The following is a 26,181-nucleotide window of genomic DNA, read 5'->3' as shown; positions in this document are numbered from 1 at the left end:
CCTTGAATTGCATATTGTCTTTGTTAGTTATCTATAAAGTTGCAGACTTTTTTGTTCAGTTTTCTTATAGATGCAACATAATAGTGCTGGAATGTGCCATATTATGTAATTAGATAGTTCGTACCACGTCGCAAAATGCGATGCAATGCGGAAGTAGGTAATCATAAGGTAGTCCCTAATAGTAGCTCTACCTCAACAAGGAGTGACGATGAATAAGAAGTTAATTTTAGCAGCGGGTGTTTCTTCGGTCGTTTTTCTAGCCGGTTGTTCTGGTAGCCCAGACTCTACTGAAATGAAAATTGATAAGCTGACTAACCAAGTTGAGCAATTATCTCAGCAGGTACAGACTCTTCAAACCAGCCAAACGACGGCCACAATGGAAGCGAAAGAAGCCGCGTCTTCTGCTATGAGCGCAAAAGATGCAGCGATGTCTGCTCAGCAAGAAGCCAGTCGTGCCAATGACCGTATTGACAACATCGCACAGTCATACACTAAATAACGTAAAACTGAGTCATTTAAATACCAACTAGGTTAAGCAAATAAACTCAAAGATTAGGTGGCGTGGCAATTTCGATTGGCACGCCATTTTGTACCTGTATTGCCGCTCGTGCTTTCGCATCTGACATTCCAAATTCGTCTAACCACCAACCTAACTCTAAAGGCATAACCAAGGGCTCCTGCACTCCTTTGCTGTTGGTCAGAGGTTCATGCACTTCCATAAACACGCTTCTATCTGGCTCCAATGTCATTTTAATCGGTTGGTTAATCACTCGGACTTTTTCACCCTTATGGGCTTGGCTAAACAACCACTCGATATCTTTTGGTTCCATACGGATACAACCGGCACTAACGCGTAGCCCTATACCAAACTCTTTATTCGTACCATGTATCAGGTATTCACCCGACCCATACGCCAAACGAAGTGCGTAATTACCCAAGGGATTATCGGGTCCAGCGGGTACCACACCAGGAAGCTCTATGCCTTTTTCAAGGTACTCTTTGCGGATAGATTTTGGTGGCGTCCAGGTGGGGTTAGGAATTTTTACTGAAATTCTAGTCAGCATTTCCGGGGTATCACGCCCTACTCGGCCAATGCCGACAGGGAAAATATGGACCACGCCACTGTCTTTAGGAAAGTAGTAGAGGCGCAGTTCGGGGAGATTAATCACAATCCCTTCGTATGGTGCGTCGGGTAGAACAAACTGAGATGGGATGATCAGCACTGATCCTGCAGTTGGCAAAAATGGGTCAATACCTCTATTTGCTGCCATCAAAGACAAGAAGCCGACATCATAACGTTTTGCTATTAATGCAAAGGTATCGCCTTCTTCAACAATATAACGTTGTAGTTTACCGGCTAAGCGACTGCCTTCTTCGGGTAATGTGAACGTAGCCGCTGTGCTGACGTGGCAAAACAGCGTCAATGCCGTCATGATCAGTCCACTCCACTTTATCTTCATATCTATCACTCTACGACTGCGTAATGGTTAAGGCTAAGCCCTATGTTAGGGTCAGATCAACGCTTGTTCTCTCATTTAAGCCGATTGGCACAACATTCATCAGAAAAAACCATTTTTTGTTGTTTCGGAACTCACGAAATGAAGGTCATTTTTCATTGAGTTTACACAAATCCCTATTTTTTGTAGCGAAAAATGCGTGTTCCATCACTATACAAACGTTTACTAATGCTGTGTATTTACGTACGAAACGATTGCCATCTCTCTTTCAACAGATTTAGTTATATATGCGTGCAAATATGTACATTATGAGTTTTTTTGTGACTTATCTCTCATGGACTACCGTTAATCAAGGCTAATATTGCTCCCAACAAAACAACTTAATTCAACAGAATTGGTAATTGATTACTTTATTACCAAAAAATTCGGAGTTTGACGATATGGCTACCCCACACATTAACGCTAACCCAGGTGACTTTGCAGAAACAGTTCTAATGCCAGGTGACCCACTTCGCGCTAAATACATTGCCGAGACTTTCCTTGAAGATGTAGTACAAGTTTGTGACGTTCGTAATATGTTCGGTTACACCGGTACTTATAAAGGTAAGAAAGTTTCTGTGATGGGCCACGGTATGGGTATCCCATCTTGCTGCATCTACGTACACGAACTTATCGCTGAATACGGCGTTAAAAATGTTATCCGTGTTGGTAGCTGTGGCGCAGTACGTGATGACGTTAAATTGATGGACGTTGTTATCGGTATGGGTGCGTCGACTGACTCAAAAGTAAACCGCATTCGTTTTGCTAACCATGACTTCGCAGCAATCGCAGATTTCGGTCTTCTTGAAGAAGCAGTAAAACAAGCGCGTGCTCAAGAAGTTGAAGTAAAAGTCGGTAACGTATTCTCAGCAGACCTTTTCTACACACCAGAAGCCGATCTGTTCGAGAAAATGGAAAAGCTAGGCATCCTTGGTGTTGATATGGAAGCCGCTGGTATCTACGGCGTAGCTGCAGACTTAGGTGCAAAAGCCCTAACTATCCTTACGGTATCTGACCACATTATTCGTGGCGAAAAACTGTCTTCAGAAGAGCGTCAAAAATCATTCAACGAAATGATGACTGTTGCTCTAGAAACAGCAGTAAACCTGTAATTTAGCGTTATCGAATAATTCGTCGCCTTATGCGTTAGATTTTAAGCAATGAGCTTTTTAAGCATTTTGCTTTCTAATCATCGCTCTGGCGACCCAAGTTTATCCCGAGGGGGAGATCGTGTCTTACGGCGAATTGCCAAAGGACGCAGATGGGTTACAACTCAACTTTTGTAAAACATTGGCGTGTGACAACTTTGGACTGAGTGATGCAAAGCATTACGTTTTGCAACATGCTAACCCTAAACGTCCAGCGATGGTTTGTCGTGAATGTGGCGCTTTCCCCCCCTTACTTAACAACCAAGAAGTGTTGAACGAACTTCGCCGCCTGCGCAAAGTTCACAGTGATGGTTTACCTGCTTGTCGTAATAATGATTGCGATAATTTCGGTAAAACGGTTCACACACATAAACACCTCTATCATGCATTTGGCTTCAGTGGTGATCGACAGCGATACCGCTGCAAATGCTGTCAATCGACGTTCGTTGATAAATGGTCCGGCAGTAATGCCAAACTTTCTGTGCAAGAATCCCTTTTAGGCTATTTATTCACTGGCTACTCGGTGAGAGAGATCTGCCGAAAACTCAGCATTAATCCAAAAACGTTCTACGATCACGTTGAGCAGATTTCAAGCCGCTGCCGCCGCAAACTCGCTATGTTTGATGCACGTTGGACCAAACACGCAAGTTCGTACACGTTTGCTTCTAACTACATATCCCTGCAACCAAGAAGTGATAATGCCGTTTATTGGTTTGTCACCTGTGATGCACAAAGCGGATATGTGCTTACTCAGCATGTAAATTACTCTTTCGACGAAGAAGCCGATGGCAGTGATGACCACAACCCGTATGAAACACCGGCTCGATTTGTCCCTAAGAACTTTGAGCCTGAAAGTATTGGGCCACATGGGTTTTCATCCGTCAGTAACCCTAACTCTTCTCGGGTTGCCTCTGAAAAAGAATTGAGCTTGCACGAAAGAATTGACAACAAATACCAACAGATATTAGCTCGTGGGAATGTTGAAGATCCTATGGGTAACCTATCCCAATTTAAATATCCATCGAAAGGGGCACTGATCCGCCCACCCTATACAACCTATGCTCATTACTTACACGTACTGGAAATGTGTGATGACAACAAACACGTCACCATATTTATGCCACAAGACCCCGTATTACGCTCGGCTGCTTTAAGTGTGTGTAAGCGACGAATTCAACAGGACAATGTTGATTTAGTCTATGTCGAAGAAGATAAGGCATGGAACAAAGGGTTCGATCAACAAAAAGTTGATATTGTTCATATGGGTTGGTGGCGCGATCGCTGGGCCATCAAAAACCATCCAAACGCCAGTAAGGGTATTTGCCACTTAGCAGGCAGCAAGATCGATCCGGAATATTGGATTGATCATGCCTCTACATACCAAGCTTCGTTTTTCCAACAACGATTCCAAGTACTATTTGAGAGTTTTATCAATGAGCCGAGACGAAAATTGCGTCCTGGCGGGTTGTTGCCTATGCTTGATATATTCAAAGCATGGCACAATTTATGCTACCAAGATAAGACAGGGTTAACGCCTGCTCAACAGCTCGGGTTAACTGACAAACCATTGACACTGAAATCGTTGCTTTCTTAATCAAACACGACCAATTGCCCCACTTTATTGATTAAACCAATATAAAGTCTCGCAACGATTCAAGAAAATGCGGCTATGATCATTATATTATTAGTGCCACATCGAGTTATGCTGGCCTATAATAAATATGTTAATAGTAAATAACTCAGCTACTTGGATTGAACATTGGATAAAGCCCAAATCGTTATAGAAAATGAGCTAGAACAGCTCAAAGCTCGGGGCGAGTCGGACCCATCCGATGTTTTGCCTATGGCTCAGCAGTGCCTAGCTCGTGCAGAACAAATCCTTCACCACGAAGGGGAAATCCAAGCTCATATTGTTATTGCTCGCTGTTATTGGAGCCTAATGGATTATCGAAAAGGCATGAAATCCATTAAGCTTGCCCATACGATTCAATCACGTGAAGACAACGATAACTACCTGCCAGAAATACTCCATGTTCACGCGCTCCAATACTGGGGACAAGCTAAATACTATTCTGCTCAACAATTTTGGATTAATGCCCTAGAGCAATCTGCCTTGGTGGGCGAATCTACGATTGAGATTGAGTCTTTAATTGGGTTAGGCAATGTTTGGCGCATCACCGGCGACGTTCACTTGGCCAAGTCGACTCATGAGTTGGCGGTAAAAGTTGCCAACAATGCTCGTATCGACTGGTTAGAAGGTAAAGCTCGGATATTGCTTTCGTGGGACTACTACCTGCTCAACAATTACGTTGAAATGCTCTCGGTACTCGATGGCGCGGAAGAAGCACTAAAATACCACCAAGACCCAACCTGGCGAGCAGAAATACTCGATTTTAGAGGCCTTGCTTTAATCGGCCTAGAGCGCTTAGAAGATGCAGAGCTCGCCACACTTGAAGCGCATACCCTTGCCGTTGAGCACGATCTTAAATGGATGAAAGCGCACTCATTTATCAGCCGCGCCCGTCTAGAACTCATTAGAAAAAACTTCACGTCTGCGGGTGATATTCTGCAAAAAGCGGAAGAAGCCGCCAAACCGTTTGATAACGGTGAACTGTTGTCACAAATTTGTTTCCAGCAGTCTGTTGTCGCCGAAGAAAGCCAAGACTATGAATTAGCACTACAAGCGTTTAAAAAATACCGTCGCTATTCCATCGTGATGCAAAAAGAACAAACTAACCGCATTGGCATGGATAAAGCCAGAGGCTCAAAACGCCAATTAGAACAACGCGCGAGAAAGCTCATTAACCGAATTCGCGGTTACATGGAGTTCAATCGTGAAAAGCGATTCTCAAATGCCGTCTCTGAAACCTACTGGTGGGAGCAACTGGTTCTCTACAAATCTGAACTGAAAAAGTCTAACCATGCAGTGATCATTATTAGACACGCCGACAATAACTTCCTCGATGTTTCTATCGAGCTAGCGCATTGCTTTTGTGGTCGAGATGACCTTATATCTCAACTTGACCAAGAGCGTCTAGGCATGATCATTTCAGAAAAAGACGACGGAGCCCGCCGAGTATTCGATATCCTACAGAACATGATGGCATCTTATCCGTGGGAAAGAAAAGGCCTGAAAGGCGATGCACCGGTTCTATCTTTACATGATATTTTGACATTCCCATACACCATCGATCAATTAGACGATCAACCACTGGAGCTAGGCAATGGAAGCACTACTAAGTAAAGTTTCCGAAGCAGGTCTTGACCCAGCCTCGGTGAAAGGCGAAAACGCCATCATATTTTGGGATCACGTCAGGCAACATATTGCCACGACCAATCAAGAGCGTTCTCACTGTTTTTTGATCAGCTCTGAATACAGAGCCAAATTAAAACAGCCCAAAGCCAGCATTGATGAGCTCCGAGAGGCGCTTAACTTATTAGCCTTGCCTAACGATATTGAAGATATTCTAAATATAAAGGCAACCTTGGGCGACAGACTATTTGATAATGGTGATTACGCACTCGCACTCAAAGAGTTCGTTGAATTATCTTCGCTATCAGTAGAATTTGGCAGCATTGATTTTTATGCGACCGCCGTGCTCGGCATGGGCAACTTGTGCGATGCCTACGGCGACTTCTCGCGAGCGCTTAAGTACTATCAAAAAATTGATGGTATTGATCACGCGATTACCAGTCGATCGTTAAGGCTACGATACAAACTGTATCTCGTCGCTTGTTTAATTTCATTGGGTCGTTTAACCAACGCCGACGAGTTACTCAGCGAATGCGAAGAACTGAGCATTTTAGTCAGCGACAAAATTTTAGCTGGCCAAATTATTCTCTACCACGCTCGCATTCAGCGTAAACAAAAGCTCTATCACGATGCACTCGTTACGCTCGCAAAAGCTCGCTATTCACTCAACAATACCAGTGCCATATGGCTTTCAAATATGGTGCGACTAGAACTCGCACGTAGCTTAAACGGTATTGGCCGTACAGACTTAGCGGAATACACGCTGTCGTCAGCGGTACAGCGAATCAAGTCCACTAATTCGCCAGTATTACTAAAAAGCCTATTTGATTCATTAAGCGATGTATCAGCCGCTCAGAATGACTATAAACAAGCGCTGCATTTTGAAAAACGCGCATTTCGACTCAACTCAGATCTTGTTAAAAACATCCCAATTAGTGACTTAGCGGGTTTTCAATTGCGCCGACTCTCTCGCTTTGAATTGCAGCTAAAACTCATCATGTCTGAGCAAGAAAACCGTGAACTCAAAGAGACAACAGAAAACCAAAAAGACACGGTAGCGAAACTGCAACAAGATGTCTTTACCGACCCGTTAACCAACTTACACAACCGGCGTTGGCTGGATGTAAAGCTTAAAGATCTTCTGCTACACGAAACGTCTTTTGCTTTATTAGTCATTGATATTGACCATTTTAAATCCATCAATGATGAGTTAAGCCACCTGGTTGGCGACAAAGCGATCGTGAACGTCTCCCATGAACTGGCCTCCCACTTCCGTTTCCGAGGCGCGTCATGTGTGCGCTTTGGTGGTGAAGAGTTCTTGGTGATTCTGGAGAACACCAACGTTGATCAAGCGATGCTTCACGCAGAAAATTACCGTGAGCGTATCTTTCAATTCGGCTGGCATGACATTCTTGGCGAACGCGGGCTTACAGTAAGTATTGGCGTCACCAATCATAGAGATGGCGAAAATACTCAACGTACCTTCTATCGTGCAGATAAAGCCTTATATAGAGCGAAGGCTAGAGGGCGTAACCAAGTCTGCTTCGAAGTTTAAGCATACAGATGGGTTTTTATAGCTAACGTGATTAAAGCATTAGTCACCAATGCTTTATCAAAAACAACGTTGGCAATAAGACCCATCAACGTTTTCTTTTATTCACTCCCTGCCACTTTTGCGATAAGACGCTCGCACTCGCCTTGATCCATATAAAGTGGTACAGGATAATTCCAATGCGCTTCTTTCAGCGCAGCCTGCGCTAAATTAGGTATATCTCTGCTTTGAATAGCCTTCAAGTTTTCAGGCATTCCCATCCGTTCAAGCATGCCACGAATATGCGCAATGAGTCTTGCCACTTTAACTTGCTGTGAACCTGTTGAATCCAACCCCGACATCACCGCTATTTCTGCTAGTTTATCTATTGCTGCATCCTTCGAATATTCAAGTACATAAGGCAATATGATGGCATTAGCAAGCCCATGTGGCGTGCCATATTTAGCACCGACATTATGTGAGATTGCATGTACATACCCCAAACTCGCCTTAGTAAAAGCGAGCCCCGCGTAATAAGACGCTAACGCCATATTCTGCCTTGCTTCTAAGTTACTGCCTTGTTCAACTGCTTTTTCAAGGTTTTGCATAATTAACTTTATTGCTGCTATTGCGTAGCCATTGGTTTCTTGACTGGCATTACGTGAGATATAGGCTTCAATGGCGTGAGTAAGCGCATCCATTCCGGTTGCTGCGGTAACGTGAGCAGGCAAACCTTGCATTAATTTGGCGTCTAATGCCGCCATCATCGGCACTAATTTAGGGTCAATGATCGGTGTTTTTTGATGGCTGATAGGATCCGACACAACAGCCGCAATGGTCACTTCCGACCCCGTTCCGGCCGTCGTTGGAATAACAAAAAGAGACGCCGGTGTCCGCCAAACTTTAAATAGGCCAGCTAACTTACGGATGGGTCTAGAATTCGTCGCTCTCGCAGCGATAACCTTAGCGGCATCAATTGGCGATCCTCCACCTACAGCCAAAACCCCATCACAAGCGTGTTCTTGATAAATGCTTAATCCCTTCTCGACTTGGTCGTAAGTTGGGTCTGGCAGCACACCATCAAAAATAACGCTTTCAACACCGTTTTGATTCAATACCTGAACAATACCGTCTAACAAGCCGAGTTCCGCGAGCATGCTATCAGTCACAATCAAAACCTTACGCTTACCCACATGAGCAATCGCTTGGCACAACTCTAACGATGAATCTTGACCAAGAAATAAGATGGGCTTGGGCATGGGGATCACCGCTGCGGCAAGCTTAAGCGCTTTCATGTAGGCTTGGTAGACCTTAATTCGATGGGAGAATTTCATAGCGATTCCATTTTCTATGATGATTAAACATAGTAGGCTATAAATCGAAATCGTAAGGTAAATCTACGAAAAACTGAGAAGTTGGAGGGAAATAACGCTTTAATGCTAGGAAAGTGCCAGTTTAGAACCGCCAGCTAATTACTCAAATAACGTTGCATTATCTTTTGGTATTCACTGGTATCGGCGTTGTTTTTTTGCTTGATGAGATCTAACCCGCGTTGCAGTTTGCTTATGTACTTGTCATCGGTATTGACGTTAAATGCGTAGTACATTGACAGGTTTTTTAGCACGTAAACCACTTCAAACTGATCTTTATCTACTCCTACCTTCGACATTGTCCACGCCGCAACGTTCTCTTCATAGGCCCATAAGTCAATACGTCCAAAATCGAGCATTTTAACGAGCGCGATCGCTGTCGTTACTCGTTCAATGTTCTCGTCGCCGGCTCCGGCTTTTAAAACGAGTTGATGGCCGACGTCATCCGAAATCACGCCTATGCTGTATTTTTTTAAATCCTGTCCTTTGGTAATTTTTACTCGTGCGCTTTTCTTTGCGAGAACCACAATTCGAGTATCCCCAATTGGACCTGCCCACTTGAATTTGTCCTCTCTTTGCGGCGTTCGAGCCATTGCAAATAAGACGGTATCCTTATCAGCCTGAATAGAACGATAGCCTCTAGGCCACGGTTGCAGCCTGATCTGGCCCTTCTCTATAGGACTACCGACTGACGTTGAAGCCGCAAGCAAGAGATCAATCGAGATCCCTTTCAGTTCACCGTTATCTAAAAAATTATAAGGTGGATATTCTTCGGTCAGATAGGTAAGCCGCTCCAAAGCCAGTACAGGTAAACTAACCAAGGTTAGCAACACGGCGATGATAGGGGTTAATACTATTGGGATCAGGGGCATTTCTACGCCTGTTTTCTGGAATCAGTACTTAAAGTATAGGCATACTTCGAGTCAAAGGATCAAGATTCCTCTAATTAATTCATGATTTCAATCAAGAAAATAAAAGGATACCGAACAGCGCTCAAGAAGAAATGTTTAGGAAGAACGATGCTTACTTAAGACAACCGTTAAAATTCCTCCCAGAATCAGAGCCGTGGAAATCAGTAAGCGCAAAGAAAACGGTTCATCAACAAACACCACCCCACCTATCGCGGCAATAACCGGCACCAGCAATTGAACCACGGCTGCTTGTGTGGTCGACAGCCCTTTCAGCGCACTATACCAAAGTGTATAACCGACGCCCGAAGCAACACTGCCAGACAAAACCGCTAGCACGATCCCCTCATGAGTTAAAGCTGAGGTGTAAATGGTCGTCACCAGTAACACTGCGATCAAAGGGACGGTACGAAGAAAATTAAATGCGGTATCTCTTAAAGGGAATGTCGAACCTCGCCCCGCCAATGTGTAAAACGCCCAAGCAACGCCGGATAGTGTCATCAAAACGAAGCCGAACCAAGAAGGAGCCGACAGAGTTGGCAGCACCAAGTAAACAAAGCCAATGAACGCCATAAGCATCCCTGCCCACTCTCGTTTGTGCAATTTATTTCCGCTCACGAGGCTGGCCAGTATCATAGTAATTTGCACCGCACTGAACAAAATAAGCGCACCTATGCCCGTTTCTAACGTAACGTAAGCAAAAGAAAAGGCGACGGCGTACACAAATAACATTAACCCAGCCCACCAGCTTCCTTTGCCCGTTGAGTTTGACTTTGGCGAATCTGAACCGCTGCTAACCGCAAGCAAACAAAACAGCACCAAGATACCTGCCAGCAAACGAACAACGGTGAAACTGGCCGCGTCTATCTGACCATTGCCTAATGCAAGACGGCAAAGAACAGAGTTACCGGCAAACGCTAGCAAAGCCAAAAACGTATACAACGCCGTTTTATAAGGGGCAACTAGCCGAGTATTCATTATTATTTTTATCCATCAAAATGACGCCTTTAACCAACCATACTTCGGTTTACTTAGCGGTAACAACCTCTTTGGCTTTCGTCTTCTTAGCTAAGTTTGCCTCATGTACCCACATGCCAATACCGGCAGTAATTACCGCAATGAAACTCAAGAGCAATGGCGCTTTAAACCCGTAGTACTGAGAAATCAATCCCATAGAGCTTGTTCCAAGCATAGTGCCAATTAGCATTGCGTTAGTATATAAAGCAGACGCTCTGCCAATACTACTCGGCGCATAATCTTGAACAATAGTAATACCCAAACCGACAAATACGCCAAAGAACAATCCATTGAGGATTTGTAAGGCCAGTAACATAGGCAACGTTTCTGCGAAAAACATGCCGATATAAAATGTGGCCGCCGCGACAAAGCCCAATTTCATGACTCCTGTCTTTCCCCATCGCTTTGACCACTTAACAGCAAGGAGCATGACTGGAATCTCGATTGCAGCCGTAATGCCTAACATAAGACCCGGATACGACGTCGGAAATTTCAAATCATTGGTAACAAACAGAGGCATAGAATTGATATAAATTGCATTGGCCATATTGGCAATCATCATAATGGCGCACAGAACCCATACTTCTGTGGGGATGATACTTTTTCCCTTATCTTCAGACTGAGTTTTATTCTTACTCCCTTCAACTTGAAGCTTTGTTGCGACGATAACCATCACGAGGCTAGCGATCCCCATTGAAAGATAGAAATTGATATCAAATCCAAACGTATCTACCGATAAGAACGCCAAAGGAGGGCCAAAAATCCACAACAAGGAGACGGATGAACGCATCTGAGAGTTTATTTTCGCGCTGTCTTTTCCTGTCGAATCTGCATAATTTCGTATCATTGTTAAGATCAAAGGAATGGATGAAGAAGCAAAGGGCATCAGTAACGCCCCAACGACCAATGCATGCCAGAATTCAGTCGCAAGAGAAAAGCCAAATGAAGCAGCAACAATGCCTGACAGTGACATTAAAAATAACTTTTTGCTCGACACGCCTTTGTCGATCATGCCAGTCAATTTTTGGCTAATGAAAATTGTCATCAATGAAACTGTCGCGGTATACAAACCTAGAAAAATAGGTTCTGTTTTTAAAGCGGTAACCAAAAACAAGCTCATAATTGGCATTAAAAATGCGAAAGCCAATGCTGTTAAGCCATTGATAATAAAATATACGCCAGACTGCCCTGTCATTAACGCTATTAGCTTCTTCAACATCAAACACACTCCATTTCAAACATTAATACGACCGAATCATTCATAGTACCATTCAAACATCATACGTAGGCAATTGCACTCTATTAATAAAGCTTCATATTATGCAAATTGAATATTCTTACATTGGAAAACAGAAAGGACTTAACGTCATCAATTAAGGACTAAATGATGGTTGAAGGACTCGATAGAAAATGCTGAGGGAATATGACGAAAAACGGCACTGAGCTTAAACCTAATCCAGCGGAATCAGGTTTGAAAGTCTAAGTGCCGTTACAAGTATCCGTTGCTTAAGAGGCTTTATCGACCATCTTTGCCTGTGGCTCTTCCTCTTCCGAAGGCGCTTCATTGCCCTCAGTAAAGATATCCGCTACTGCACTACGTTCAAGTTCACCTTTAAGGTTACCCTCTTCATCGACAACAGGAAGTGAATACTCTGAAGACATCGTCTCTGGAATGATTTCTTCAATCACCGCATCAGGTAGGACTGCAGGGACTTCTTCATACATTTCATCACTGAAATCATGAACCGTTACATCTTCAACTGCATCTTGTAGGCTCTCTTGCGTTACCAAGCCTTGATAACCGTCTTCAGTCACATGGTAGCCGTAGTCATGCTTTGATTTCTTCATCTCGGCGAGTGCACCTTCGATAGTTTCAGCGGTAATACGCAGCGCAGGTGGCTTCATCACCGTTTCTACCGTTAGTGCTCGAGCTCGGTTCACGTCTTTTACAAACGCTTCTACATAATCATCGGCTGGGTTGAGCAAAATTTCATGCGGCGTACCTTGTTGAACAAGAAGTCCGTCTTTTAGAATGGCAATTCGATCGCCAATACGCAGTGCTTCATCGAGATCATGAGTAATGAAAACAATCGTCTTGTGCAGCTTTTCTTGCAGCTCAATGAGCTGATCTTGCATTTCACTACGGATCAGTGGATCAAGAGCAGAAAACGCTTCATCCATCAGTAGAATTTCCGCATCCGTACATAATGCACGGCTTAACCCTACGCGTTGTTGCTGACCACCAGAAAGCTGAGCTGGATATTGAGAGCCATAGCCATTGAGGCCTACGGTTTCAAGCCACTCATTCGCTTTTTCCAGTCTTTCGTCTTTTGGCATGCCCTTAATTTCAAGGCCGTAAGCAACGTTTTCTATAACGGTACGATGCGGCATCAAGCCAAAGCGCTGGAATACCATCGACATTTTGTTACGTCTAAACTCTTCCAGCTCTTTCGTATTCAGGCTCATCACATCAATGCCTTCAACCATGATTTTCCCCTCTGTCGGGTCAATCAGACGGTTAAAGTGACGGATAAGAGTCGACTTACCAGAGCCAGATAGCCCCATGATCACGAAGATCTCACCTTTCTCTATCGATAGGTTAATGTCTTTAAGACCAACGGTATGATCGGTTTCCGCTAGAATTTGATCTTTGGTTTCACCGGCTTTGACACGCTTCATCACTTCTTGAGGTTTGCGGCCAAAAACTTTATACAGACCACTAATTTCAATCAACGGCTTAGTCATGTTTGAAATCTCCTAGATGAGCATTAGTACGTTTTGCGTAAGCTTGTGATGCTCTGTCGAACAAAATAGCCAGCGCGACAATGGCAAAGCCATTCATTAGCCCTAAGGTGAAATATTGGTTAGTAATCGATTTAAGTACTGGCTGACCCAGTCCTTTAACACCGATCATCGACGCTATTACAACCATAGATAACGCCATCATGATCGTTTGGTTAATACCAGCCATGATCGTTGGCATTGCCAATGGAAGCTGCACACCCCACAAGCGTTGACCTTTATTGGCACCAAATGCGGTGGCCGCTTCGAGTACCTCTTTATCAACTAAACGAATGCCTAAGTTAGTCAAACGAATAACAGGTGGAATGGCGTAAATAACAACCGCAATCAAGCCTGGGATTTTACCAATACCAAGCAGCATAACAACCGGGATAAGGTACACGAACGCCGGCATCGTTTGCATAATATCAAGCATAGGCGTGACAATGGACTGTACCCGATTAGAACGGGCCATCGCGATGCCAATTGGGATACCGAGCACAATGGAAACCATGGTACACACAGTAATGATGCTCAAGGTTCGCATGGTATCTTCCCACATACCAAAATAACCGATCATCAAGAGTGAACCGACACAACCCAGTGCGAGTTTCCAAGAACGGCTTGCTAAATACACAAGCACCGTACAGATGATAAGTACAATGAACCAAGGGGTAGAGATGAGAAGTTTTTCAAACCAAACGAGGAAGGAAAGAAGAGGGTCAAAGAAAGACTCGATCATTTCACCGTATTCACGGGAAAACTCTCGATACCCTCCATCTAACGCTTTTTTTATTGCCCTTAAATCTGTGCGCTCCATTTCTGGAAAGCTCGTTAACCAATTACTGTCAGCCATTTTTATATCCCTTTGTAGCAAGCTATGTTTAAAGCTTGATACCTAAATTAAACGCCACATCCCGTGGCGTTACTGCAATTATGAATAGACTGTGCTATTTAAAGTGGTATCAACTAAAGTGCCGCATCAACTTTCATCGCCACTTCTTTTGAAACCCAAGGGTGCCAAATTTCAGGGAATTCAGTTAAGAAGTACTGCATCGCTTCTTCACCATCAGCTTGATTGTCTTCCATCCATGCTAGCAATTCGTTCATTTTCGCGTTAGTAAAGCCACGCTTAGTGAAGTACTCGTACGCTTCAGGAGCACGTGCAGCAAATTTCTCAGTCGTAATAGTATGAACTGGTGATGGTGGGTACATGGTCACTTTTGGCGAGTCACAATCTTCTTTACTCGTACAATTAAGGAATTCTTCGGTATCTACACCACTACCAAAATCAACTTTAACCATTTTGTATTTACCCAATACAGCGGTAGGAGCCCAGTAGTAACCAAACCATGCTTCCTCACGACCATAAGCTTTAGCGATTGAACCAGAAAGACCCGCACTTGAACCTGGGTCAACAATGCTGAAACCAGCACTTTCTAGCTCAAGAGCTTTGTACAGGTTACCGGCACTGATTTGGCAGTTCCAACCAGCCGGGCAGCTATAGAATGCAGAGGTATCAGGATCTTCTGGGTGCTTGAATAGTTTTGCGTGTTTACGTACGCCTTCAATCGTTGCGATTTCAGGGTATTTCTCTACTAGGTAACCGGGAACCCAGAAACCCTCTTCCCCGCCATCAACCAGTGATTTACCAGCATAGCGAAGACGTTTTTCACTCACACCTTTATCAAGTGCATCTTTCAAAGCGTTACTCCAAAGCTCAGGCGCAACATCCGGTTGGCCTTTTTCAATCATTGAAGTACCGGTCGGCATTGTATCGCCAGGTATCAGTTCGGCGTCACATCCATAACCGTGGGTCAGAATAAATTGGTCGACATTTGCGATAAGACTAGCGGAGCTCCAGTTCATATCTGCGATAGTAACGTCACCACATTCACTTGCATTCGCTTGTGTGGCGGTTGCCATTAACAAAATGATCGAACCTAATTTAAATTTCATGTTGAGCTTCCTTTCTCCAAAATGTCCCTATAGATTAGCCGAACAATTAGTTAATGTTCAAATCATTTATCAAAATAATTCGAATTGGCACCAGTCCATAACATCTCGGAATAGGTAGTTATCGAGACAAAAACCCACAGACAGCTCGTTAAAGCAGCTATTAGTGCTATTTTTATCAGTTATATGGCTTTTATCGCTATCTAATAAATGATTAGTACTCTATGCATTTTTTCGACTTAATTTGAATAACGTCGGAAGATGGCTGAAAAACAACCAAAAAAAAGAACCTAAACCGCAGATTACCTGCCATTTAAGTTCTCATTTGTTACGCTCTATTTGTAGTTTTGATCTATAACAATAATCAACTAGACGAGTACTAACTCGACGTCAACAAAGGTAAATTCACCCGCTAATTCCGCCATCAAAGCGTGCTTTAACCCCATCACTGCATCGCTGTCTTTACCCGTTAATTTCTCAAAAGATAGGCTAATAATAACCAAATAACTGCTACCAGTTTTACTGATATTGAGCGTTTCAGAGCTTAAGTCTAGCTGTTTTAGTTTCTGGTTCACGCTGTCTTCAATGGATTTATGCTTCACTGAATCTTGCAATTTTCCACCAGCAAGCTCGACAAATGCCTCTTTAATAATACCGATAGGTTGGCTAATCATACAAATGGCGAGCATCAAAACTAATATTGCGTCTCCGATATACAGTAAGAAATCAAGCGATGAACCCGCTTCAACGTAACCAATCAGAACCAATACCGCACCTGTAGATGCCGACAGGACACCATCAATAAGTGAGGCTTTTTGATCCACTTTGAGCATAGAACTGCCCATTTTAATCCGCTTGTTCTGAAAATAATAAAACGCAGAAAGACCAAAGCAAATCACGACCATAGCCACAGCATAGTAAGCAATAGGCCCCGTTTTGATGAGGTTAATCTGCTCACCTTCTAAATATTGAAATACCTTACTGCCATTTGACGTAAGCGCTGAAATAATCACACCAAGGAGCAGTAGCCCCTTCATTAATGAATACAAAGCTTCAGTAACATAAAGGCCAAACGGAAATTTCTCTGACCGTATTGTTTTTATTGTCGATATTTTTAGCGCAACGATTGATGAGAGAAACAAAATAAACGACATATTGCCGTCGAGCAGTAATGCTTGAGAGCCCGATAGATAAAACGTTGCCCAGCCACTAATGGCCATAATGAAGTTAGCGACAATGCCAACGGAAATAGATTGACGCTCGATTGATGCGATTTTTTCTTTCATAGATCTCATGCCGAATTTAAAGTGATAACTTGCAACAGTTAAGCTACATCATAAACGAGCATGACAGCATCGTTATATCAGTGCAAGGATTCATAAACTGAGCAATAAAGATTGGAAAAATAATCGGAAAGAGATAAAACGAGGTTGCTTAGATTGAGAGGAGAGCGAGTAACGTGCGAAGTTCTTGGGAATAAGTGCCGTGAACTTCGCAGTCAAAACCTAAGGGATAGGTTTAGAATTTTTTTGGAGCGTAACCTGTCATTTCTTTAATGCCAAGCTGCTTACCCAGTTTTGTAATTGGGTGAACGATAACAAGTCCGCGTACCGATTTTTTCAGCGCACCTTGATCGGCTTGTTCTTGCTTCGTTAAAGCACGGTTAAAAGCAAGTCCTTGGATTGACTTACGTTGATCGTTCACTTCATTACCTTGGCGGTGTTTGAAGTGTGCGATTTTCTTACCTAATGCTTCAATTTCATCAGTAAATTTAGACACTAAAGCAGAATCACCACGGGACTTAGCAGAAGCCAATTTATAACGACATTTGTCTAGACGATTGTTAAGTTGCTGCAGTTCTTGTTTTACGCTCATAGTGACACCTTTATCTGTTGGGCGGCGAGTATATCAGTAATCCGAGCCTAGACAAGCCTATACACCTTACAACGGTTAAAAAACTTCCATTTTTAATGACAATTTTGCAAGCAACAGATGAGTTTCCTGTGAGCAACCACGCTAAGATAATAGATTAACCAACTACGAGGTCTACAAGCATGTTAATCGGATTTGATATCGGTGGTACAAAAATTGAAGTGTGCCTATTAGATGAACAAGGCAATGAAGTATTCAAACACCGTGTCGCTACACCAGATAACTACCCAAAACTATTAACGACTGTCGCTGATCTGGTTCAATTAGCAACCGATGAAGCAGGCGTACCTTGTCAGGTTGGTATTGGTCTACCCGGTGCCATTTGTCCTCAAACGGGGCTAATGAAAAATGCCAATTGCACCTTTTTAAATGGTAAAGATCTTCTGGCTGATCTTGCTAGTCAACTCGGTCAACCTGTGTCTATCGCTAACGATGCAAACTGCTTTGCGCTTTCTGAGGCAGTTGATGGTGCAGGAGCAGGAGCCCCTGTTGTATTTGGCGCTATCCTTGGTACTGGTTGTGGCGGTGGTATTGTTGTCAATCAACAGATTATTGGTGGACCGAACGCATTAGCCGGTGAATGGGGTCACAACCCATTACCAAGCCATGATGTCGCGAAAGATGGCGAAGATAGAGATTGTTATTGTGGGCGTAAAAACTGCATTGAACGCTTCATTTCAGGCAGCGGGTTTGCGTTGAGTCATCAACGATTGTTTGACACAGAAGTGCCACCAGCAACAATCATCGAGCGCTACCAAGCTGGTGATGCCGATGCCACGTTGTTATACCAGCAACTTCTGGATCAAATGGGGCGTAGCTTTGCGGCCATCATCAATATCTTAGATCCAGATGTCATTGTTCTTGGTGGCGGGCTATCCAATGTTGACTCTCTTTACTTAGATTTGCCTGCAGCAACCGCACCCTATGTTTTTTCTCCAACCCCAACCCTAAACTTCAAAAAAGCCAAGTACGGTGATAGCAGTGGCATTCGTGGCGCTGCGTGGCTCGGTAAAACTCAGTAAATCTGATGCCTTTGAAATGAAAATCAAATGACAGAGACAGTTTCCCTGTCTCTGCCTATTTTGGTCCAAGCGTAGAGTTTGGCAGTCCTTAGGTATAAATTGCGTTATGCTTAAGCAATAAACATTCTTGCTTGGAAACGACTTTGGCCACTCCTTCAATTCGTATCGCTACATTTAACTTACTTAATTACATCGCCCCACCCGACGCCTATTACGACTTCATCAATATTTACAGCGAGCAAGAGTGGCAAGGAAAAGAGCAGTGGATGCTAGGCGCATTAACGGAAGCCAACGCCGATGTTATTGCCTTTCAGGAAGTATTCAGCCCTAAAGAATTACAAGCGTTGTGCGCGCGCGCTGGCTACCGTTTTTTCAGCGTTTGTGACCTCCCCCAACAAGAAAGCGATTACGTCTACTCAAAACCCGTCGTTGCATTGGCTTCTAAATGGCCTATATCCAACGCAAAATCAGTCAGCAGTAAACACGCTACTAAAATGCCAAAGAGCTTTCAGTTTTCGCGCCGACCATTACATGCTCAAGTACAAATGCCACAGTTTGGTTTAACTGATTTCTATGTCGTACATTTAAAATCTCAACGTTCAACCGACACTCAAGATGATGAGCAATATAGCCAACAGAATAGGCATGTATACGGGCAATGGCTGTCTAGTTTCCAACGTCATGAAGAAGCCGACGCCTTAAAGCAAATCATGAGAGCCAATAAAAGAATGAACGCCAGACCCGCTATTGTTCTTGGTGATTTTAATCAAAGATTAACGAGTGACTCATTACATGATTTAGTTGATCCAATGCCTACAGATGCAATGCGACTCAAACAAAAAACTGACCTATTCCTGTCAGATAGCTGGGATATCTACATCCGCAGTTTCCATGCCTTCACGGGCGAGGGCGAGGCCAATGCACAAGACTTAAAATCAACACCAATACGCCCGGCTAGCCATTATTGGGGAGAAACCGGGTCGGTACTGGACTATATTCTGATGTCTCAGGAATTTGATCATGTCAGCCAACACCAAACTATTGATAAACATCTAGTTGAGCCCATCTTTTCAAGAGACAGATACGCGACAGATCATGGCATTGTCGTGATCAGCATTTGATCGACAATCGTCACACTGAGTAGGGAAGCGGTGACCTCTGGGTAGAGGTCGTCATTAGACCTGCCCGCAAGAAATTGTAACATTACAATAACAAATGCTTTCTAAATCCTTCAAGAACCCTATTCGCTGATAGTTTTATAAACAACAAAATCCTATAGCGATATTTATATAAGCCATTCTACTGCATGCATTCGTTAATGTTGAGGCTGATAACAGTTTCATCATTTAACCATTATTCCATTTGAATCCATAGTATACATTACGTTAACATTTGATCGAATTTAGTCGACTATTAATGAAATACTAGGATGGAATACGACATGGATGCTTTTAAAATTCGCACACAGTTAATTATTGGCTTTGGCTCTACGACGATGCTCATTCTTATGCTCGGTATTTATAATTTTTTTGCCTCAGCTGATATTAATAGCCGAACGACGGAAATAAATGATACCTGGCTACCGACCATTCATGCGGTAGATTCCGTCAACACGATGATTGCTGATGTACGGATATACGAAGCTCAACACATCCTAACCGATGATATAGATGAACAAGAGCGAGTAACCGCAAAGCTCACAGGCATACTTGAAGAAATACAGGCCATACTGTATGCATTTGAAAAAGTGACAGACCAATCAGAAGAACTGCTGCTATGTGACAAATTTGAAGCGGCCTTTGGTCAGTATTTGATGACTCAACATAAAGTGCTCGAACTGTCGACTGCGTTTCAAACGGAATCCGCTCGAGAGCTGTTCGCAACCGACTCTCTCACTTATTATCAAGCGATGTCACAATCCTTGGCCAACCTCAATACTTTTATACCTACGAAGCAAAAAAAGCATCACTACAAGGCAATGAAGCCTTCAATCATACTAACCGCGTATCATTAGCCCTGATGACTCTCGCTGTCTTAATGTCAGTGATCCTTGGTTATTTCATCACAAGAGCCATCACTTTACCCGTATTGAACCTAAAATATGTCATGCACAATGTCGCCAGAGGTAACTTAGCGGTTCGAGCTAAAGTAAAAGGTAAGAGTGAGCTATCGTTACTTGCTCAGGACGTAAACCAAACCGTAGACCAATTGAAAGTGACTTCAGTACAACTTAATGGCATTGCTGAGAATGTGTCATCCACATCATTAGAATTATCTAGCGTCATTACACAATCAGACGCCAATGCTCGTCAAGAAATGACCCAGATGGAGCAAATATCTGCCGCCGTAAGCCAGCTTTCAAGCACGGCGGCAGAAGTCAGCATTAACGCCGCCTCTGCGGAAAAAGAAGCCAATACTGCCATTCATCAAGTTGAGGTAGGTAACCTTGCTTTAGTCAAAGCCAACGATATATCACAGCAAATCATTACTTCTACCGATGTTACTGTAGAAATTGTTGAACAACTGCGTGAATTCTCGTTAGAAATTGGTCAAGTTATTGAAGTGATTAACAGCGTTTCCGAGCAAACGAACTTATTGGCCCTCAACGCCGCGATTGAAGCTGCGCGCGCTGGCGAGCAAGGAAGAGGGTTTGCGGTGGTTGCAGACGAAGTACGTTCTCTAGCGGCGACCACACAAAAATCCACCGTAGAAATTCAAAGCGTCATTTCCAAACTACAGACGCAATCAGAAAAAGCCGATGAACACATGCGTACGAATGCCAACATGATTAAAGAAGGTCAAACAACCACTCAACAAGTTGCCGACTCTTTTGCTGCTATCTCTCATTCAGTCAGCAAAATTTCGGATATGAATACCATGGTCGCCAGTGCATCCGAGCAACAATCTTGCGTAACCACAGAAATAGCAGAAAACATCGTGGCAACATCGGATCTTGTTGCTCAAAATGTGATTGGTATTGAAACCAGTGCCAACGTATCGGAGTCGCTAGCCAAATTGTCTAACGATCAAAAATCGACGCTCACTTTCTTCACCCATTAACCCCCTCATCATAGAGTGGACGTTATCAATGCGCCCACTCTATGATAAATCGTTTAATGCTTTGGCCGTCAAGGCTTCTGAATAGTCGCATATCTTCCAATGTTCCGGAGCCCAGCCTTTAAGAAACCGAACAAAATCGGCCCATGCCACGCTGTATAGCGCACGCCATTCCTCTTCTATTCCGTGTGTATCCAACGTTGGTTGGTAATCTTTCAGCGCAGACTTCAGCGCATCAAAATACCACGACAGTAGCTTATCTTCGTTCGTTGTGGCCTGATCCAGTGGCACACAACTACTGATGAATAACATCACATCCTTGATACCACAGCCCTTACCCACATATTGGAAATCGACAGCACCGACTCGATCGCCCTCAGCCGAAAAACAAAAATTCGCGAGTTTGGCATCGCCGTGAATGATGGTTTGATAGTTTGTTTGATTAAGGACTTGATCGATGGCCTCTGCATTAAGCTTCAAGTCACTCTGAACCATCACCTGATACTCTTCTTGCCTTGTTGCCAAATGCCAATAAGAACCTATGGGCCAAAGACCGTGTGCTGGCGCGTTTAAGTGCTTCGCATGAAAATTAGCTAGCCATGTCAGAACCAACTTCCAGTGACCAGGAGACGCCTTGGTAATCACTTCCGTCAAGCCTATGGATCTAAGATCGGTCATCACTAAATCAATTTGTCCCTCTGTGTGTTCGGCCGCTAAGCCTATTGGCGACAAACAACGAGGATCAAACTCAGCAGAAAAATCTCGGTACCAATTAACTTCCACACCAAAAGATGCCAATTTTCTTTGCTCCGACACCGAGGTATTCCACCCTCTTGGGTGCTGCTTTTTTTCAGGTAAACGAATGCGCTTATTGATGACGCTTGAGTGAGTTCCGTTATCTAACCATTGCCTAACCACTGTGCCATAGTTACCCCAAACACGTTGAATGATTTCCTCTTTTACCACTTTACCCTTTAGCTCTTTGAGGTCATAATTGTCCATTCGCCACCCAAGTACCTTTTCTCTTTTTTCAGTTAGCTTGTAATTTTAGTCAACCTAAGCTGTGACTAATTTAGAACATCACATTTGACATAAAATGTAGTTACAACCACTTGCCAAAGCAACGTTGTTTATTTTATCAAGATAGCGTGATTTCCGAAACGACGGCGAACCGCATATTAAGGCACAAGTATGAACGACATCGTTACCCCACCACAACGCTCCATCACAAAAGTATCGCCTTCTGCTGCGCATGAAATAAAGACAAGCGATGCCATAAATTTGATGTCGAGTACGTGCTCTGCCAGTATTTCGATCACACTTCCTGTTGGCGGCCAGCTTTCCACGAAATGCAAAACCATTGGTTTTCACTCGGGTCGCTTATTACTTGTTGAAGTGCCAGAGCTAAAGAAAAGGGAAATGCACGAATTCATGCGTGAAGGTTTTTGGGCAAAAATGAAAGTGTTTACAGGCAGAGGGAATGGTTCTGTACTCAGTTTTCGCTGTCAGATTTCACACGTGATCACCTCTCCATTACCTTTGATAGCGTTGTCCGTTCCCACTTCAATGCAACAGCAACAAATCCGACGCGCACCACGGTTCGAGGTTGACCTTCCTTGCACCGTACAACGTGATGAGTTGAACATAGAAGCAAAGTTGAGAGACATATCTAAGCACGGCTGTTTAATTGAAACATCCTTGCTTTCCAAGATGCAACCCGTTGGAAATAAGTTTCATATTTCCTTCCCGCGGTTATCCAGCCAATTCTGTGGAATGGATGATCTATACTGCACAATAAGAAGTGCAGAACGCGGCTTCTCTGGAATTCGGTATGGTGTTGAGTTTGATACTCAAAGCCAAGAGAATGCGAAGATCATTCTCTCATTGTTAACATTCGATGGTAACAAACTCACTATCACTCAATGACAGCGCACCTTTTATTAGTATAATTCATATCTATACTATAATTTATCTCAACCATATTACACTTATATGAATCGCTCTCCATATAGAGCGACGGTAGAGATAAATAAAATAACTATAAAATAACTATAAAATAACTATAAAATAACTATAAAATAACGTAACACGAGTGCACCTCTAAACAATACATTTATATGTAAAAAGCTCTGATATAAAAGCGACACTAAACAAAAGCTTGAACAGGTGAACCGCTTTGACAGTATGTTACGAATGATGATTCTGAGGTAAAAATGGCTAAAAGTAGTGCAGCGGACGCATTAAAAGACAAAATTGATAACAGTGACCTAAAAGGCACTGAAACTATCATGAAGAGCAGTGAAGCATTAGCCATGGTTTCTCACAGCAGTGATTTAACCATTAACATCACTACGCCTGTCGGTATCAAATACCAAGGCACCACATCTTTCATCGGGACACATGGCAGCGACTATATCTTATTAGAGATGCCAGAGATGTCAGACGAAGACCACGAGTACTTTCTTCAAGAAGGCTTTTGGATGAATATTCGCGCCATTTCACCTAGAGGTGAAGGTGCTTTATTGTATTTCCGTAGTCAAATTCTCCACATCATTGAAACACCGGTTCAAATGATGCTGATCTCTATCCCAAGTACAATAAAAGTACTACAACTTCGAAAAGAGCCTCGTTACGACGTGGCCTTATCTGCGGTCATATACTGTAATGAGCATAAAGTTGAAGCAGAGGTCAGAGATTTATCTAAAGGCGGATGCCGGGTAGAAACAAGCCCGTTAGTCCGGACATTTCAGGTAAATGACACCATTAGAGTTGAACTGGTCGTCCGTACTAAAACCAATGTATCTCTTCCAGTGCTCACAGGGAAGATTTGTAACTTACAGCGTTCGAAACACAACGCCAAGTATGGATTGGTATTTGATGATCCAGGAAAGGAAGGCGTTAAAAAGCTGCTAGCGTGCTTAAAATTTGATGGCTCTAAGTTAGCATTAAAAGCATAACGATGAATGTAAACAAACTGATGTAGACAAACAGGGTAAACTCTAGTTGTTGAGTTTCGCCCTTCCATTACCTCATTTTCTTAGGCCCTAAACGACGATCGCCCCGCACACTTTACAGTATGCAGGGCGATAAATTATCTAAGTAACTATAAAATTATAGTACTTCTACGTTTGCAGCTTGAGGGCCTTTTTGGCCTTGCTCTACTTCAAACGCAACTTTTTGGCCTTCAGCAAGAGTTTTGAAGCCTTCACCTGTGATTGCACGGAAGTGAACGAATACGTCAGCGCCGCCATTTTCTTGAGTGATAAAGCCAAAGCCTTTTTCTTCGTTAAACCACTTAACTGTGCCAGTTGTCTTAGACATGGGTATTTCCTAAATTAAATCTTTATTCAAGCGCAAAATGCGCATTTGGTTTTAGCCATAATCACAAAGTTACTCAGAATGAGCTTAACCACTGAAATAATGCGCTTCGAAACATACTGCAATAGCAGGTTTGAAGATTTCATGAGGCAGGTCTCAAACAAGTCAGTCTCTGTTTAGGCCGAGAGTTAAGTTACGCTAAATTGACTTTGTTGTATATATCTTTTTGCCTCAAAAATGCAATAAATGGGTGCTTTTATGATGTGTGCACGGTTTCAATGCATCAATTATTTTTCTATCAATTACGGATTAAGTGACGTGCTACAAGAACAAGCAAAAACAGCGCCACTTTAATACATGATAGTGACAAAATTTATCGGTGGATCAACCTAACCAGCAGAGCCCCTGCTTCGCGTAGCGATTCAGAATTATGGCTGAGCACGGTGCCCGACTGCGGAGCATAGTATCGTTCTATCTCATCGCCAAAAGAATCATATTGGATCGCCACGACCTCACCTTGCTCAACCTTTTGAAGTAATTGAACGAGTGCAATGCAGAAGCCGCCTTTTGTCGCGCGAATCGAAGTCACACTTTGCCCTTCAATGCACTGTTCTTTCATATTTAGGTGCTGTTATTGAGTCGTCTAGCATCTTGTTGAACGTAAGGATGTTCTTAATGCCTCGCACCGCCCTTTCGATGTAATTTTTCTCAGTTACTTTGCCTGTCCCTACCTCAACGGTAATACACGGCACACCGTGCTGATTCCATACCGTCTCTAAAACACCCTCATCACCAGGATCATTGAGAATGCAATCAGGGTCCATCATACGAGCCATATCTAACGTCGGTTGTAATCTAAAATCTGAAAATACATACAAAGGGTAAGTTGCGCCACGAGTTTGCGTATGCAAATCAACAGTAAAGTCAGCGTTATCTTTGAGTAAGTGATGCCATAGACAGTGCAAATAACGATTGGCCGCATCACCATCCTCTTTACCTGGAAAAAAACGATTTAAGTTGCACGGTGACGCGTCAGGATCGGCGCTCACAAAATCTCGAGTGCCAGCATTGATGCCCGATAGATTGATTGTTGGGATCACAATCAGGCTACCTGAAGTGATCTTCCCAGCTAAATCACGAGAGACTTGCTGTGCGGTCAGAATCCCATTGAGTTCATCGCCATGCACTCCAGCCGTCACCATCGCTTTAGGGCCATCTTGCGTCGCTTTATACACGGTTACTGGAATAAGTTGCGACTGCGCAAGCGCCGAGGTGGCGACTTGAAACCAAAATTGATGCTCGCCGATAGGTAAGTCATCGACAAAAAGTCGGCTAATCACACTGCGGCCTTGCAATGTATCTTGGGTTTTGACTGTTTTCATATTGGGATCT

At 43.3% G+C, this 26,181-nt stretch carries 22 protein-coding genes and 3 pseudogenes; 12 read left to right on the top strand and 13 right to left on the bottom strand.

All coding sequences use genetic code 11. The features are described from left to right. Positions 1 to 208 precede the first annotated feature (208 nt). The gene (locus VTAP4600_RS21270; protein WP_102524757.1) at positions 209 to 499 is read left to right on the top strand and encodes an Lpp/OprI family alanine-zipper lipoprotein; all 291 of its coding nucleotides are present in this window, start codon (positions 209 to 211) and stop codon (positions 497 to 499) included. Between the two features lie 46 nt (positions 500 to 545). On the opposite strand, the gene VTAP4600_RS21265 is transcribed toward VTAP4600_RS21270, so the two are convergent. Further along, positions 546 to 1,433: a L,D-transpeptidase family protein gene (locus VTAP4600_RS21265; RefSeq protein ID WP_415239705.1), complete on the bottom strand. Its 888-nt coding sequence runs from the start codon at positions 1,431 to 1,433 to the stop codon at positions 546 to 548. 464 nt (positions 1,434 to 1,897) lie between these two features. Here VTAP4600_RS21265 and deoD point away from each other — a divergent pair, with 464 nt between their 5' ends. From deoD to VTAP4600_RS21245, 5 genes and pseudogenes are all read left to right on the top strand, one after another. Then, a complete protein-coding gene (deoD, locus tag VTAP4600_RS21260) occupies positions 1,898 to 2,608 on the top strand; it encodes a purine-nucleoside phosphorylase (protein WP_102524755.1) in 711 nt (236 codons plus the stop codon). Positions 2,609 to 2,726: 118 nt separating this feature from the next. Next, positions 2,727 to 3,500, top strand: a pseudogene (locus VTAP4600_RS26815) (transposase); the annotation flags it as partial. 72 nt (positions 3,501 to 3,572) lie between these two features. Beyond that, positions 3,573 to 4,238, top strand: a pseudogene (locus VTAP4600_RS26810) (lactate dehydrogenase); the annotation flags it as partial. A 165-nt stretch (positions 4,239 to 4,403) separates the two neighbouring features. Then, on the top strand, positions 4,404 to 5,888 hold the full coding sequence (locus VTAP4600_RS21250; RefSeq protein ID WP_102524753.1) for a hypothetical protein: 1,485 nt from the start codon (positions 4,404 to 4,406) through the stop codon (positions 5,886 to 5,888). Next, positions 5,869 to 7,452, top strand: a complete 1,584-nt coding sequence (locus VTAP4600_RS21245) for a GGDEF domain-containing protein (protein ID WP_102524752.1) — start codon at positions 5,869 to 5,871, stop codon at positions 7,450 to 7,452. The genes VTAP4600_RS21250 and VTAP4600_RS21245 overlap by 20 nt, the downstream gene beginning before the upstream one ends. 98 nt (positions 7,453 to 7,550) lie before the next feature. Here the strand turns inward: VTAP4600_RS21245 and VTAP4600_RS21240 are convergent, their stop codons facing one another. The 9 genes from VTAP4600_RS21240 to VTAP4600_RS21200 all read right to left on the bottom strand — a co-directional run bounded on the left by VTAP4600_RS21240 (position 7,551) and on the right by VTAP4600_RS21200 (position 17,335). Continuing rightward, positions 7,551 to 8,762: an iron-containing alcohol dehydrogenase gene (locus tag VTAP4600_RS21240; RefSeq protein WP_102524751.1), complete on the bottom strand. Its 1,212-nt coding sequence runs from the start codon at positions 8,760 to 8,762 to the stop codon at positions 7,551 to 7,553. 134 nt (positions 8,763 to 8,896) lie between these two features. Beyond that, entirely contained in the window at positions 8,897 to 9,670 is a 774-nt protein-coding gene (locus VTAP4600_RS21235) for a substrate-binding periplasmic protein (RefSeq protein ID WP_102524750.1), read from the bottom strand. A gap of 135 nt (positions 9,671 to 9,805) precedes the next feature. After that, the gene (locus VTAP4600_RS21230) at positions 9,806 to 10,684 is read right to left on the bottom strand and encodes a DMT family transporter (RefSeq protein ID WP_172443199.1); all 879 of its coding nucleotides are present in this window, start codon (positions 10,682 to 10,684) and stop codon (positions 9,806 to 9,808) included. Between the two features lie 49 nt (positions 10,685 to 10,733). Next, positions 10,734 to 11,942, bottom strand: a complete 1,209-nt coding sequence (locus tag VTAP4600_RS21225; protein ID WP_231897991.1) for a sugar efflux transporter — start codon at positions 11,940 to 11,942, stop codon at positions 10,734 to 10,736. 287 nt (positions 11,943 to 12,229) lie between these two features. Next, positions 12,230 to 13,468, bottom strand: a complete 1,239-nt coding sequence (locus VTAP4600_RS21220) for a quaternary amine ABC transporter ATP-binding protein (protein WP_102524749.1) — start codon at positions 13,466 to 13,468, stop codon at positions 12,230 to 12,232. Next, on the bottom strand, positions 13,461 to 14,360 hold the full coding sequence (locus VTAP4600_RS21215; RefSeq protein ID WP_102524748.1) for an ABC transporter permease: 900 nt from the start codon (positions 14,358 to 14,360) through the stop codon (positions 13,461 to 13,463). Before VTAP4600_RS21215 ends, VTAP4600_RS21220 begins: the two co-directional genes overlap by 8 nt. A 113-nt stretch (positions 14,361 to 14,473) precedes the next feature. Further along, positions 14,474 to 15,463: an ABC transporter substrate-binding protein gene (locus VTAP4600_RS21210; protein ID WP_102524747.1), complete on the bottom strand. Its 990-nt coding sequence runs from the start codon at positions 15,461 to 15,463 to the stop codon at positions 14,474 to 14,476. A gap of 365 nt (positions 15,464 to 15,828) precedes the next feature. Beyond that, positions 15,829 to 16,746, bottom strand: a complete 918-nt coding sequence (locus VTAP4600_RS21205; RefSeq protein WP_102524746.1) for a cation efflux transmembrane domain-containing protein — start codon at positions 16,744 to 16,746, stop codon at positions 15,829 to 15,831. Positions 16,747 to 16,978: 232 nt separating this feature from the next. Then, the gene (locus VTAP4600_RS21200) at positions 16,979 to 17,335 is read right to left on the bottom strand and encodes a YibL family ribosome-associated protein (RefSeq protein WP_102524745.1); all 357 of its coding nucleotides are present in this window, start codon (positions 17,333 to 17,335) and stop codon (positions 16,979 to 16,981) included. Between the two features lie 179 nt (positions 17,336 to 17,514). On the opposite strand from VTAP4600_RS21200, the gene VTAP4600_RS21195 reads away from it, so the two are divergent. The 4 genes from VTAP4600_RS21195 (at position 17,515) to VTAP4600_RS21180 (ending at position 21,474) form a co-directional block, all read left to right on the top strand. After that, positions 17,515 to 18,414: an ROK family protein gene (locus tag VTAP4600_RS21195; protein ID WP_102524744.1), complete on the top strand. Its 900-nt coding sequence runs from the start codon at positions 17,515 to 17,517 to the stop codon at positions 18,412 to 18,414. A 143-nt stretch (positions 18,415 to 18,557) separates the two neighbouring features. Then, entirely contained in the window at positions 18,558 to 19,535 is a 978-nt protein-coding gene (locus tag VTAP4600_RS21190) for an endonuclease/exonuclease/phosphatase family protein (RefSeq protein ID WP_102524743.1), read from the top strand. Between the two features lie 320 nt (positions 19,536 to 19,855). Continuing rightward, positions 19,856 to 20,428, top strand: a complete 573-nt coding sequence (locus VTAP4600_RS21185) for an MCP four helix bundle domain-containing protein (RefSeq protein WP_172443198.1) — start codon at positions 19,856 to 19,858, stop codon at positions 20,426 to 20,428. 23 nt (positions 20,429 to 20,451) lie between these two features. Next, complete coding sequence (locus VTAP4600_RS21180) at positions 20,452 to 21,474, top strand: methyl-accepting chemotaxis protein (protein WP_172443197.1); 1,023 nt, start codon at positions 20,452 to 20,454, stop codon at positions 21,472 to 21,474. Positions 21,475 to 21,513: 39 nt separating this feature from the next. On the opposite strand, the gene VTAP4600_RS21175 is transcribed toward VTAP4600_RS21180, so the two are convergent. Continuing rightward, positions 21,514 to 22,473, bottom strand: coding sequence for a phosphotransferase (locus VTAP4600_RS21175; protein WP_102524740.1), 960 nt, complete (start codon positions 22,471 to 22,473; stop codon positions 21,514 to 21,516). A gap of 189 nt (positions 22,474 to 22,662) precedes the next feature. On the opposite strand from VTAP4600_RS21175, the gene VTAP4600_RS21170 reads away from it, so the two are divergent. After that, positions 22,663 to 23,397 (top strand): PilZ domain-containing protein, encoded by a 735-nt coding sequence (locus VTAP4600_RS21170; protein ID WP_102524739.1) that lies wholly within the window; start codon positions 22,663 to 22,665, stop codon positions 23,395 to 23,397. 287 nt (positions 23,398 to 23,684) lie between these two features. Further along, on the top strand, positions 23,685 to 24,428 hold the full coding sequence (locus tag VTAP4600_RS21165; protein WP_102524738.1) for a flagellar brake protein: 744 nt from the start codon (positions 23,685 to 23,687) through the stop codon (positions 24,426 to 24,428). 154 nt (positions 24,429 to 24,582) lie between these two features. On the opposite strand, the gene cspE is transcribed toward VTAP4600_RS21165, so the two are convergent. Both cspE and VTAP4600_RS21155 read right to left on the bottom strand, forming a co-directional pair. Next, a complete protein-coding gene (gene cspE, locus VTAP4600_RS21160) occupies positions 24,583 to 24,792 on the bottom strand; it encodes a transcription antiterminator/RNA stability regulator CspE (RefSeq protein WP_102524737.1) in 210 nt (69 codons plus the stop codon). A 370-nt stretch (positions 24,793 to 25,162) separates the two neighbouring features. Then, positions 25,163 to 26,171: pseudogene (locus VTAP4600_RS21155) on the bottom strand (succinylglutamate desuccinylase/aspartoacylase family protein). Positions 26,172 to 26,181 lie beyond the last annotated feature (10 nt).

Source organism: Vibrio tapetis subsp. tapetis, assembly GCF_900233005.1.
Classification (GTDB): Bacteria; Pseudomonadota; Gammaproteobacteria; order Enterobacterales; family Vibrionaceae; genus Vibrio; species Vibrio tapetis.
Note: the sequence above shows the minus strand (reverse complement) of the source record. Positions and strands in the feature narration are given on the sequence as shown.

Bases quoted from the DNA above. Each gene is read 5' to 3' on its own strand.
- VTAP4600_RS21270 (WP_102524757.1), top strand. From the start codon at position 209: ATGAATAAGAAGTTAATTTTAGCAGCGGGTGTTTCTTCGGTCGTTTTT.
- VTAP4600_RS21265 (WP_415239705.1), bottom strand. From the start codon at position 1,433: ATGACGGCATTGACGCTGTTTTGCCACGTCAGCACAGCGGCTACGTTC.
- deoD (WP_102524755.1), top strand. From the start codon at position 1,898: ATGGCTACCCCACACATTAACGCTAACCCAGGTGACTTTGCAGAAACA.
- VTAP4600_RS21245 (WP_102524752.1), top strand. From the start codon at position 5,869: ATGGAAGCACTACTAAGTAAAGTTTCCGAAGCAGGTCTTGACCCAGCC.
- VTAP4600_RS21240 (WP_102524751.1), bottom strand. From the start codon at position 8,762: ATGAAATTCTCCCATCGAATTAAGGTCTACCAAGCCTACATGAAAGCG.
- VTAP4600_RS21235 (WP_102524750.1), bottom strand. From the start codon at position 9,670: ATGCCCCTGATCCCAATAGTATTAACCCCTATCATCGCCGTGTTGCTA.
- VTAP4600_RS21230 (WP_172443199.1), bottom strand. From the start codon at position 10,684: ATGAATACTCGGCTAGTTGCCCCTTATAAAACGGCGTTGTATACGTTT.
- VTAP4600_RS21225 (WP_231897991.1), bottom strand. From the start codon at position 11,942: ATGTTGAAGAAGCTAATAGCGTTAATGACAGGGCAGTCTGGCGTATAT.
- VTAP4600_RS21220 (WP_102524749.1), bottom strand. From the start codon at position 13,468: ATGACTAAGCCGTTGATTGAAATTAGTGGTCTGTATAAAGTTTTTGGC.
- VTAP4600_RS21215 (WP_102524748.1), bottom strand. From the start codon at position 14,360: ATGGCTGACAGTAATTGGTTAACGAGCTTTCCAGAAATGGAGCGCACA.
- VTAP4600_RS21210 (WP_102524747.1), bottom strand. From the start codon at position 15,463: ATGAAATTTAAATTAGGTTCGATCATTTTGTTAATGGCAACCGCCACA.
- VTAP4600_RS21205 (WP_102524746.1), bottom strand. From the start codon at position 16,746: ATGAAAGAAAAAATCGCATCAATCGAGCGTCAATCTATTTCCGTTGGC.
- VTAP4600_RS21200 (WP_102524745.1), bottom strand. From the start codon at position 17,335: ATGAGCGTAAAACAAGAACTGCAGCAACTTAACAATCGTCTAGACAAA.
- VTAP4600_RS21195 (WP_102524744.1), top strand. From the start codon at position 17,515: ATGTTAATCGGATTTGATATCGGTGGTACAAAAATTGAAGTGTGCCTA.
- VTAP4600_RS21185 (WP_172443198.1), top strand. From the start codon at position 19,856: ATGGATGCTTTTAAAATTCGCACACAGTTAATTATTGGCTTTGGCTCT.
- VTAP4600_RS21180 (WP_172443197.1), top strand. From the start codon at position 20,452: ATGTCAGTGATCCTTGGTTATTTCATCACAAGAGCCATCACTTTACCC.
- VTAP4600_RS21175 (WP_102524740.1), bottom strand. From the start codon at position 22,473: ATGGACAATTATGACCTCAAAGAGCTAAAGGGTAAAGTGGTAAAAGAG.
- VTAP4600_RS21170 (WP_102524739.1), top strand. From the start codon at position 22,663: ATGAACGACATCGTTACCCCACCACAACGCTCCATCACAAAAGTATCG.
- VTAP4600_RS21165 (WP_102524738.1), top strand. From the start codon at position 23,685: ATGGCTAAAAGTAGTGCAGCGGACGCATTAAAAGACAAAATTGATAAC.
- cspE (WP_102524737.1), bottom strand. From the start codon at position 24,792: ATGTCTAAGACAACTGGCACAGTTAAGTGGTTTAACGAAGAAAAAGGC.